This is a genomic window from Pengzhenrongella sp. (assembly GCF_036565025.1).
Classification (GTDB): Bacteria; Actinomycetota; Actinomycetes; order Actinomycetales; family Cellulomonadaceae; genus Pengzhenrongella.
The window spans coordinates 1-9,239 of record NZ_DATCNW010000365.1 but is presented as its reverse complement, the minus strand read 5'-3'; the positions used below and the strand labels follow the sequence as shown (position 1 = coordinate 9,239).

9 protein-coding genes and 1 riboswitch are annotated in these 9,239 nt (G+C 69.7%); of the genes, 1 reads left to right on the top strand and 8 read right to left on the bottom strand.

What is annotated here, in order from left to right; translation table 11 throughout:
* Positions 1-14: 14 nt before the first annotated feature.
* The 4 genes from thiC to VIM26_RS20820 form a co-directional block, all read right to left on the bottom strand.
* Positions 15-1,646, bottom strand: a complete 1,632-nt coding sequence (gene thiC, locus VIM26_RS20835; protein ID WP_331954827.1) for a phosphomethylpyrimidine synthase ThiC — start codon at positions 1,644-1,646, stop codon at positions 15-17.
* Positions 1,647-1,801: 155 nt separating this feature from the next.
* Positions 1,802-2,362 carry a Uma2 family endonuclease gene (locus VIM26_RS20830; protein WP_331954826.1) on the bottom strand — a complete coding sequence of 187 codons (561 nt, stop codon included), beginning with the start codon at positions 2,360-2,362 and terminating at the stop codon, positions 1,802-1,804.
* 59 nt (positions 2,363-2,421) lie between these two features.
* Positions 2,422-2,604, bottom strand: coding sequence for a hypothetical protein (locus VIM26_RS20825; RefSeq protein WP_331954824.1), 183 nt, complete (start codon positions 2,602-2,604; stop codon positions 2,422-2,424).
* Between the two features lie 42 nt (positions 2,605-2,646).
* Positions 2,647-4,776, bottom strand: a complete 2,130-nt coding sequence (locus VIM26_RS20820; RefSeq protein WP_331954822.1) for a DNA topoisomerase IV subunit B — start codon at positions 4,774-4,776, stop codon at positions 2,647-2,649.
* 173 nt (positions 4,777-4,949) lie between these two features.
* On the opposite strand from VIM26_RS20820, the gene VIM26_RS20815 reads away from it, so the two are divergent.
* Complete coding sequence (locus tag VIM26_RS20815; protein WP_331954820.1) at positions 4,950-5,159, top strand: DUF7455 domain-containing protein; 210 nt, start codon at positions 4,950-4,952, stop codon at positions 5,157-5,159.
* Positions 5,160-5,469: 310 nt separating this feature from the next.
* On the opposite strand, the gene VIM26_RS20810 is transcribed toward VIM26_RS20815, so the two are convergent.
* The 4 genes from VIM26_RS20810 to VIM26_RS20795 form a co-directional block, all read right to left on the bottom strand.
* Positions 5,470-5,670, bottom strand: coding sequence for a hypothetical protein (locus VIM26_RS20810; RefSeq protein ID WP_331954818.1), 201 nt, complete (start codon positions 5,668-5,670; stop codon positions 5,470-5,472).
* Positions 5,671-5,684: 14 nt separating this feature from the next.
* A riboswitch (cyclic di-GMP riboswitch) is annotated at positions 5,685-5,758 on the bottom strand.
* A 322-nt stretch (positions 5,759-6,080) separates the two neighbouring features.
* Positions 6,081-7,583 carry an RNA polymerase sigma factor gene (locus VIM26_RS20805; protein WP_414696534.1) on the bottom strand — a complete coding sequence of 501 codons (1,503 nt, stop codon included), beginning with the start codon at positions 7,581-7,583 and terminating at the stop codon, positions 6,081-6,083.
* A gap of 137 nt (positions 7,584-7,720) precedes the next feature.
* Positions 7,721-8,176 (bottom strand): universal stress protein, encoded by a 456-nt coding sequence (locus VIM26_RS20800; RefSeq protein ID WP_331954814.1) that lies wholly within the window; start codon positions 8,174-8,176, stop codon positions 7,721-7,723.
* A gap of 231 nt (positions 8,177-8,407) precedes the next feature.
* Positions 8,408-9,239, bottom strand: an 832-nt coding sequence (locus tag VIM26_RS20795; RefSeq protein ID WP_331954812.1) for a DUF4192 domain-containing protein, incomplete at its 5' end; no start/stop codon positions are given.

Genomic DNA, 9,239 nt, shown 5'->3' with positions numbered 1-9,239 from the left:
GGGTGGGGCGGTCGTCAGGCGGTCGTGTCCGCGGGGAGGTAGACCGAGCTGCCCAGGCGCACGAACTCGGCCGACTTTCCGGCCATGCCCGCCGCGATCGCCTCCGGGCTGGTCAGCCCGTTCTCCTCGGCGTAGGTCCGCACGTCCGCCGAGATGCGCATCGAGCAGAACTTCGGGCCGCACATCGAGCAGAAGTGCGCGGTCTTGGCGGGCTCGGCCGGCAGCGTCTCGTCGTGAAAGCTGCGCGCCGTGTCGGGGTCCAGCGACAACGCGAACTGGTCGTTCCAGCGGAACTCGAACCGGGCCCGGCTGAGCGCGTCGTCGCGTTCCTGGGCGCGCGGGTGCGCCTTGGCGAGATCCGCCGCGTGGGCCGCGATCTTGTAGGTGATCACGCCCGTCTTGACGTCGTCCCGGTTCGGCAGGCCAAGGTGTTCCTTGGGTGTGACGTAGCACAGCATCGCGGTGCCGGCGCTGGCGATCATGGCCGCGCCGATCGCCGAGGTGATGTGGTCGTAGGCGGGCGCGATGTCGGTCGCGAGCGGGCCGAGGGTGTAGAACGGCGCCTCCTCGCAGAGCTCCTCCTCGAGCGCGACGTTCTCCACGATCTTGTGCATGGGCACGTGTCCCGGGCCCTCGATCATGACCTGCACGCCGTGGGACTTGGCGATCTTCGTCAGCTCGCCGAGCGTGCGCAGCTCGGCGAACTGGGCCTCGTCGTTGGCGTCCGCGATCGAGCCCGGGCGCAATCCGTCGCCGAGGGAGAACGTCACGTCGTAGCGCCGCAGGATCTCGCAGAGCTCGACGAAGTGGGTGTACAGGAAGCTCTCCTGGTGGTGCGCGAGGCACCACGCCGCCATGATCGAGCCGCCCCGGGACACGATCCCAGTGACGCGCTTCGCCGTCAGCGGGATGTAGCGCAGCAGCACGCCGGCGTGCACGGTCATGTAGTCGACGCCCTGCTCGCACTGCTCGATGACGGTGTCCCGGTAGATCTCCCAGGTCAGCGAGCCGGGATCGCCGTTGACCTTCTCCAGCGCCTGGTAGATGGGCACGGTGCCCACCGGGATGGGCGAGTTGCGCAGGATCCACTCGCGGGTCAGGTGGATGTCCCGGCCGGTCGACAGGTCCATCAGGGTGTCGGCGCCCCAGCGGGCGGCCCACACCATCTTCTCCACCTCCTGCGCGACGGACGAGGTGACCGCGGAGTTACCGATGTTGGCATTGATCTTCACCGCGAACGCCTTGCCGATGATCATCGGCTCGCTCTGCGGATGCCGGTGGTTGGCCGGGATCACGGCCCGACCCCGCGCGACCTCGTCGCGCACGAGCTCGACGGGCAACCCCTCCCGCGCGGCCACGAACGCCATCTCGGGAGTGGTGATCCCCGCTCGCGCCCAGACCAGCTGCGTCGCGGCGCCGTCGATGGGCTCTGGTCGGGCCCAGCCGTCGCGGGTCGGTGGCAGGCCGGCCTGCACGTCGATGACGGCGGCGCTGTCCGTGAACGGGCCGGAGGTGTCGTACAGGTCGAAGTGCTCGCCGTTGCTGAGGTTCACCCGCCGGATCGGGATGCTCAGTCCGGGGAATCCGGGGACCTCGTCATAGCGCTTCGTGCTGCCCTGGATGGGTCCGGTGGTGACAGTGGACACAACTGTGCCGTCGTTAGTGCGCATCGTGGTGCTTCTCCCTACGCCGGAATTACCCGGACAGGTTCAACGGTCGACGGCCCGAGCCGTCCTCTCAGCTCGCTGGTGCGAGCTCCCGTGGTTGTTGCTGACCGCGACACCCTAGCCCGATCCGCGAGCTACCAGCGCGCGAGGTCCGCGGGCACGAGCGTGACCTCGAACGGATTCGCGAGCGTCAGCCGCTCGTCGTCGACCGCGCGCCCGACCTCGACGTACGCGCCGTCGACGAGGTCCAGCGCGAGGACCGACGGGTGCTCCGGGCCCGGGTCGACGATCCAGTACGAGCGCACCCCGGCCCGCTCGTACCGCTCGCGCTTGAGGAGCAGGTCCTTCATCCGGGTCGAGGGCGAGAGCACCTCGACGGCGAGGTCGAGCTCGGGGTAGGTGACGTTCTTGACCTCGAGTCGGTCGCGCCGCACCACCAACAGGTCCGGTTGGAGGTTGGTGAGCTGGTCCGGACGCCAGTCCAGCGGCGAGAGGAAGACCTTGAGGTGCGCCGGGCACCCGTGCCGCAGGACGAGGTAGATCTCACCGATCACGGACTGGTGGGTCGCCCTCGGAGCGGGGGTCACGAGCAGCATCCCGTCCAGCAGCTCCCACTGCAGGCCATCCTCCGGGATCGCGTCGAGGTCGTCGACGGTGAAGACCTCCCCGACGCGACGAGTCTCCTGCACGGCCATACCCGACATCGTGCCTCCCTGCCCCTCGCCCTGCCAGTCCTGCTCGAACCGCTCGGACCTCAGGTACGCGGCGACGCGGCGTCGAACTCCTCGCACTGCGCGACGAGCACGGCGAGCGCCGGGACGTCGTCGAGCACGAGGGGCCGCCAGACCAGGCCGTGCTCCGGGCGAGGCAGCGGTACGTCGTGCGGGGCGAGCGCGCGGTCAGCGAGCGAGACCTTCGGGGCGGATGACGTGGCCATCTGGCACAGGCTAGGCGAGCGACCCGCTCGCCGCCGAGCCCTTTACGCGTCGATGCGGCTGCGGTCCATCTCCGCGGCGCCGGCCACGATGAAGTCCTTGCGGGGCGAGACGTCGCTGCCCATCAGCAGCTCGAACACCCGCTCGGCGTCGTGGGCGTCCTCCATCCGGACGCGGCGGAGCATGCGGTGTCGCGGGTCCATGGTCGTCTCGGCGAGCTGGTCGGCGTCCATCTCTCCGAGGCCCTTGTAGCGCTGGATGTCTTCCTTGTAGCGCTTGCCGGCCTTGTCGAGCTTCTTCAGCGTCGTCGCGAGCTCCGCCTCGGAGTAGGTGTACACGTACTCGTTCTTCCGCGAGCCTGCGCCGATCACCTCGACCCGGTGCAGTGGCGGCACCGCCGCGTACACCCGGCCGGCGACGACGAGCGGGCGCATGTAGCGGAAGAAGAGCGTGAGCAGCAGCGTCCGGATGTGGGCGCCGTCGACGTCGGCGTCGGTCATCAGCACGATCTTGCCGTACCGCGCGGCCTCGAGCTCGAAGGAGCGACCCGAGCCGGCGCCGAGCACCTGGATGATCGCGGCGCACTCGGCGTTCTTCAGCATGTCCGTGATGGACGCCTTCTGGACGTTGAGGATCTTCCCGCGGATCGGCAGCAGCGCCTGGAAGTCCGAGCTGCGCGCGAGCTTGGCCGTACCGAGCGCGCTGTCGCCCTCGACGATGAACAGCTCGCTGCGTTCGACGTCGTCGCTGCGGCAGTCGGCGAGCTTCGCCGGCAGCGAGGAAGTTTCGAGCGCGTTCTTGCGGCGCGAGATCTCCTTCTGCTTGCGGGCGCTCAGCCGGGCCCGCATCTCCGCGACGACCTTGTCCAGCAGGAGCGTGGCCTGCGTCTTCTGGTCGCGCTTGACGGAGTTGAGCAGCGCATTGAGCTCGGTGTCGACGACCTTGGCGACGATGTTGCGCACCGGCGCGGTGCCCAGGACCTCCTTGGTCTGACCCTCGAACTGCGGCTCCGCGAGCCGCACCGTGAGCACCGCCGTCATCCCGGCGAGCACGTCGTCCTTCTCGATCCGCTCCGCGTCGCCACGGGCGGTGATCTTCAGCCGCCGCGCGTTCGCCTCGACCGCCTTGCGCATCGTGCGCAGCAGCCCGGCCTCGAAGCCGGCCAGGTGCGACCCGCCCTTGGGCGTCGCGATGATGTTGACGAAGGTCCGCATCTCGGTCTCGTAGCCGGTCCCCCAGCGCAGCGCGATGTCGACCTCGCACTCGCGGGTGACCGCCTTGGGGGTCAGGTGGCCCTTCTCATCGAGCACCGGCACGGTCTCCACGAACGACCCCGAGCCGGACAGGTGCCAGGTGCTCGTGACCGGGGCGTCCGGCGCGAGGAAGTCCACGAAGTCGACGGTTCCGCCGGAGTGCTGGAACGTCTCCGAGTGCGGGCCGTCGGCGCCCGGGGTGCCGGCCAGGCCGCGCTCGTCGCGCACGGTGACGGTCAGCCCGGGGACGAGGAACGTCGTCTGGCGCGCGCGGGTCACGAGCTCGTCGTAGGAGAAGACGGCGTTCGCCGGGAACACCTGCCGGTCCGACCAGTACCGGACCCGGGTGCTCGTGCGGGCCTTCGGCGCCTTGCCGACGACGGTGAGCTCGGAGCCCGAGACGAACGGCGCGAACGGCGAGTCCGGCGAGGGGCCCGACGGCGGGTCGGTGAACACTCCCGGCTCTCCCCGATGGAACGTCATCCGGTAGACCTTGCCGTTGCGCTCGACGTCGGTGTCGAGCCGCGAGGAGAGCGCGTTGACGACGCTCGCGCCGACGCCGTGCAGGCCACCGGAGGCGCCGTAGGAACCGCCGCCGAACTTGCCGCCGGCGTGCAGCTTGGTGAAGACGACCTCGACACCGGTCAGGCCCGTCTTCGGCTCGATGTCCACCGGGATACCGCGGCCGTTGTCGTACACCTCGACCGAGCTGTCGGCGTGCAGCACGATCTCGATCCGGTCGCAGTGCCCCGCGAGCGCCTCATCGACGGCGTTGTCGATGATCTCCCACATGCAGTGCATGAGCCCGCGGGAGTCGGTCGAGCCGATGTACATGCCCGGACGCTTGCGCACGGCCTCCAGGCCCTCGAGCACGGAGAGATGCCGGGCGGTATAGCTGGACTGTGTGGATACGGTTGACACGGTGCCCGATCGTAGTCGCTCGCGAACGCGCCGCCGGGGAGGCGTGGCCGCGGGCAGAATCACCCCGATCCGGCGGGGATGTCCCTATTCCGGACTTCGCGGGTAGCGAACCAACCCACTTGGGTGACTACAAATCCCGTTTCGGGTGGTTACATGTGCTTGTGAACGCGACGATGACCGAACCGCTGACCGTAGCCGACCGCTGCGACCGCTGTGGCGCCCAGGCGTATGTGCGCGTCTTCATGCCCGGTGGCGAGCTGCTCTTCTGCGCCCACCACGCACGGGAGCACGCGCCGAAGTTCTCCGCGCTGGCCACACATGTCCAGGATGAGAGCGAGCGCCTCCTGAAGGAACACGGCGCCGGGATCGGCAACGCCAACTAATTCCCACGCCCGTGGGCTGATCCCACGACCCTCGGTGCAGGGCCCCGTCCGATCCTTCCGATCGCCGACGGGGCCCTTCGCTGTGCCCGGACTCCGTCGGTGCGACCCGCCTGCAGGGCCCGGGCCGGAGCCGGTGCTCGAAGCGGAGCGGAGAGCTCGTCGGTGCGCGCTCCTACGCCGATGCGCGCGCATCGGCCTTCCGCCGAAAGTGGTTGGAAGGCGAACCTGCTTGCAGGTTCGAGAGCTCAGGTGCTCGAGACCTCAACGACTCGAGAGCTCAGCTGCTCGAGAGCTCCAGCTGCTCGAGAGCTCAGCGGATCTGCACGGGCACGAAGCCCAGGCGACCGTCCGAGCCCGGTCCGGACGACTGGCGCCGGACGAGGGCCTCGAGGGACGAACCCGCCAGCGGGCGCGCCGGAAGACCGCCCGGGGTGTCGTCGCGCAGGGTCTCGCTATGAGGAGATCGAGCGTTCATGCCGTTCTCGGGGGTGGCACCAGTGAAGTCGACCATGATTGCTCCTGTCGTTCGGAATCCCGGCTGACCCGAGGGCCCCGTGGCTTTGCGTCCCTGCCTCACGACAGGTTTGCTCTTCTCGCTGACGTTGTGAACGCTAGCCGATGAGGTGCCGCGGAGGGCGTCGAGGGGTCGGAATTGGCCCATTTGGCCTAGACCTGAGCGCATCGAAGGAGTAATTCCCGACCCCGGCGTGCCGATGAGAATGGATGCCACCAGTCCGCCCACGGACGGCCTACGAAGCCAGGGCGGCACCCTCAACCACCACCCTCCAGCGAACCCGTCAGCTCTGGCGCGGTCCCGGGCGCGCGCTGGCGCTGACAGCTGCGGTGTGACCGGGGACGCGAGAGGGCCCGACCGCAGATCGGGTCGGGCCCTTCTCGTTGCGCTGGTCGAACTGGTCGAACTCAGTCGAGGTAGTCGCGCAGCACCTGGGACCGGCTCGGGTGGCGCAGCTTCGACATCGTCTTGGACTCGATCTGCCGGATCCGCTCGCGCGTGACCCCGTAGACCTTGCCGATCTCGTCGAGCGTCTTGGGCTGGCCGTCGGTCAGGCCGAACCGCATCGAGACCACGCCGGCCTCGCGCTCGGAGAGCGTGTCGAGCACCTGGTGCAGCTGCTCCTGCAGGAGCGTGAAGCTCACCGCGTCGGCCGGGACGACCGCTTCGGAGTCCTCGATGAGGTCGCCGAACTCGCTGTCGCCGTCCTCGCCGAGCGGGGTGTGCAGCGAGATGGGCTCGCGGCCGTACTTCTGGACCTCGACGACCTTCTCGGGGGTCATGTCGAGCTCCTTGGCGAGCTCCTCCGGGGTGGGCTCGCGGCCCAGGTCCTGGAGCATCTGACGCTGCACGCGGGCCAGCTTGTTGATGACCTCGACCATGTGCACCGGGATGCGGATGGTGCGCGCCTGGTCAGCCATCGCGCGGGTGATGGCCTGGCGGATCCACCACGTCGCGTAGGTCGAGAACTTGTAGCCCTTGGTGTAGTCGAACTTCTCGACCGCACGGATCAGGCCGAGGTTGCCCTCCTGGATCAGGTCCAGGAAGAGCATGCCGCGCCCGGTGTAGCGCTTGGCGAGGGAGACGACGAGGCGCAGGTTCGCTTCGAGCAGGTGGTTCTTCGCGCGACGACCGTCGGCCGCGATCCACTCGAACTCGCGCTTGACCTTCGGCTCCATCTTGAGGCCGGCGCCGAGGCGTTCCTCCGCGAAGAGTCCGGCCTCGATCCGCTTGGCGAGGTCGACCTCCTGCTCGGCGTTCAGCAGCGCGACCTTGCCGATCTGCTTCAGGTAGTCCTTGACCGGGTCGGCCGTGGCGCCCGCGGTGACGACCTGCTGGGCGGGCGCGTCGTCCTCGTCGGCGTCGGAGTACATGAAGCCGGCGCTCTCGGACTCGTCCTCGACCTTCGCGACGACGACCGGCGCCTCGTCGGGCGTCTCAACGGCTTCGGGATCACCCTCGGCGTGGTCGGGAGTGTCCTTGACGGCGGCCTTCGCGGCCTTCACGGTCGCGGCCTTCACGGAGGCGGCCTTCTTCGCGGCGGGCTTCTTGGCCGCGGGCGCCCGCTTCGCGGTGGCCGGCTTGGCTGCCGCAGCGGACTCGACCGAGTCCGACGGCGCGTCAACCGTTGCCTTGGTGGTCTTGCGAGCTGTTGTGGTGGCAGCCGCGACCCGGGACTTTGCCACGACTGCCGTGGTCATCACCGGGTTTTCGACAGCAATGCCGGCGGCGGCCAGCCCGCGATAGACAGCCTTGAGACGCTTGGCATCATTGACGTCGGCGGACTCGCACGCCGTACGGAAGGACTCAGCGTCCACCGTTCCGTGGGTGCGGCCGCGCATGACGAGGTCTGCAAGAGCAGCATGCTCGAACTCGCGCGGAAGTGCAGGATTTGTGGAGAGGGACGACACGAACGACCTTTCGGCAGCGCCTGGGCCCGGAGTCGAGGTCCGGGGTACATAAGTATTGTACCGGCCAGGTCGTCACACGCCCTGCCGAAGACCGCCTCTCACGGAGGCTCGACTGACCAACGAGCGGCGCGAGCCGATCATTCCCGGCTCGTAGTGCCCGCCAGCTCCCGCTCGACGACGGGGGCGACACGCGCGGCGAGCTCCGGCTTGACGGCAAGCACCGGGCACGGGGCGTCCAGCAGGATCCGCTGGGCGTTGGCCCCGAGGATCAGCTTGCCGACCGGGCTGCGGCGACGCAGTCCGATGACGATCAGCGAGCCGTCGTTCTCCTCGGCCGCGGCGATCAGGTCGTCTGCCACGTCCCGGCTGCGCGCCACGAGACGGACCTCATGCGGGACGCCACGCTCGTCGAGCCCACGGCACACCTCGTTGAGTGCCAACTCTTCGTCCGGTGTGCCCCGAAGCTCACGATCGTTCCCCTGGTGACTCGTGACCACGACGAGACGCGTCGAGCGCTTCTGCGCCTCGACCGTTGCCGCCTCGAGCGCAGTGCGGCCCTCGGGTGTGGCGAGATAGCCAACAACGATGCTCATGTGTCCTCCGTTGCACTCATGGTTGCCCTCATGCCGGATTGCACGCATGCCGGTCAGGACCGGTCACCCGACGTTACCCGAGAAGAACATTGCGCGTCGGGACAGAAGTCCGCTACGCCGTTTGGTACGGCGTAGCGGGAGTTTGGTAGCGCGTAGCGGACGGTGCGGATTTCACCCGGGCTCGCCTCGGCGCGGTGCCGGCTCGCGGACATCGGCTCGCGCCGGACGCGATCACGCCGAGCGGCGGACCCACCCGGGTGCGAGCCCGCCCGCGACCGCATCGCTCAGCAGGTGGGCGAGCCGGTGCGCCGGGTCCGCCTCGAGGGCCCGATCGAGCAGGACCCCCGCCCGGGTGCCGTCACCTCGCCACCAGGCGAGCATCGCCAGCAGGGTGAGCGACGGCGCCTGATGCTCCGCGCGGGCGTGTGCGACCACCCGTTCGAGCACCTCCACGCCGGCCGCGACGAGCACGTCGTCGGGCGGGACGCCCCGTCTGGTGTCGGTGATCGCCCCCAGCGCGCCGGACGTGCCGTGCGCGCCGTCCCTGGAGGTCGCGTCGACCGTGCCGATGATCGACCGCTCCGGCAGGTCCCCCGTGCCCGGGACCAGCGCGAGCAGCACCGCGTCGCGGACCCGCACATCGCCCAGGGACGCCTCGATCCGACCCAGCAGGTCCGGCCGCACCACGGGGTCGCCGGCGAGGCTCCGGTCCAGGGCGGCGCGCCACGCGGCCAGCCCGTGCGCGCGCCAGCGGCCGAGCTGCTCGTCACCAGCGGCCCGGGCGTCGACCTGGCGGGCACGACACCGCTCGGCGACCCGCGCGGTGTTGCGGCGTGCCGCCGCCGGCGCGGGTTCGATCCGCGCCAGGTCCTCGCGCGAGTCGGCAACGAGGGCACCGGCGAGCACCATGTGGGCGCCGACCGCGGTGCCCTCGAGCTCGCGCAGCGGCCGCCCGCCGGGCGGGCAGCAGTCATCATCCGAGCAGTCCAGTGCCAGGTAGCCGGCGTGGGCGACCACCCACACGGCGACGTCGCCCAGGAACGGCTCGGCGGCCTCCCGGAAC

Excerpts from the sequence above, each read along its gene's own strand:
- VIM26_RS20830 (WP_331954826.1), bottom strand. The coding sequence starts at position 2,362 with ATGGCCGTGCAGGAGACTCGTCGCGTCGGGGAGGTCTTCACCGTCGAC.
- VIM26_RS20825 (WP_331954824.1), bottom strand. The coding sequence starts at position 2,604 with ATGGCCACGTCATCCGCCCCGAAGGTCTCGCTCGCTGACCGCGCGCTC.
- VIM26_RS20815 (WP_331954820.1), top strand. The coding sequence starts at position 4,950 with ATGACCGAACCGCTGACCGTAGCCGACCGCTGCGACCGCTGTGGCGCC.
- VIM26_RS20810 (WP_331954818.1), bottom strand. The coding sequence starts at position 5,670 with ATGGTCGACTTCACTGGTGCCACCCCCGAGAACGGCATGAACGCTCGA.
- VIM26_RS20800 (WP_331954814.1), bottom strand. The coding sequence starts at position 8,176 with ATGAGCATCGTTGTTGGCTATCTCGCCACACCCGAGGGCCGCACTGCG.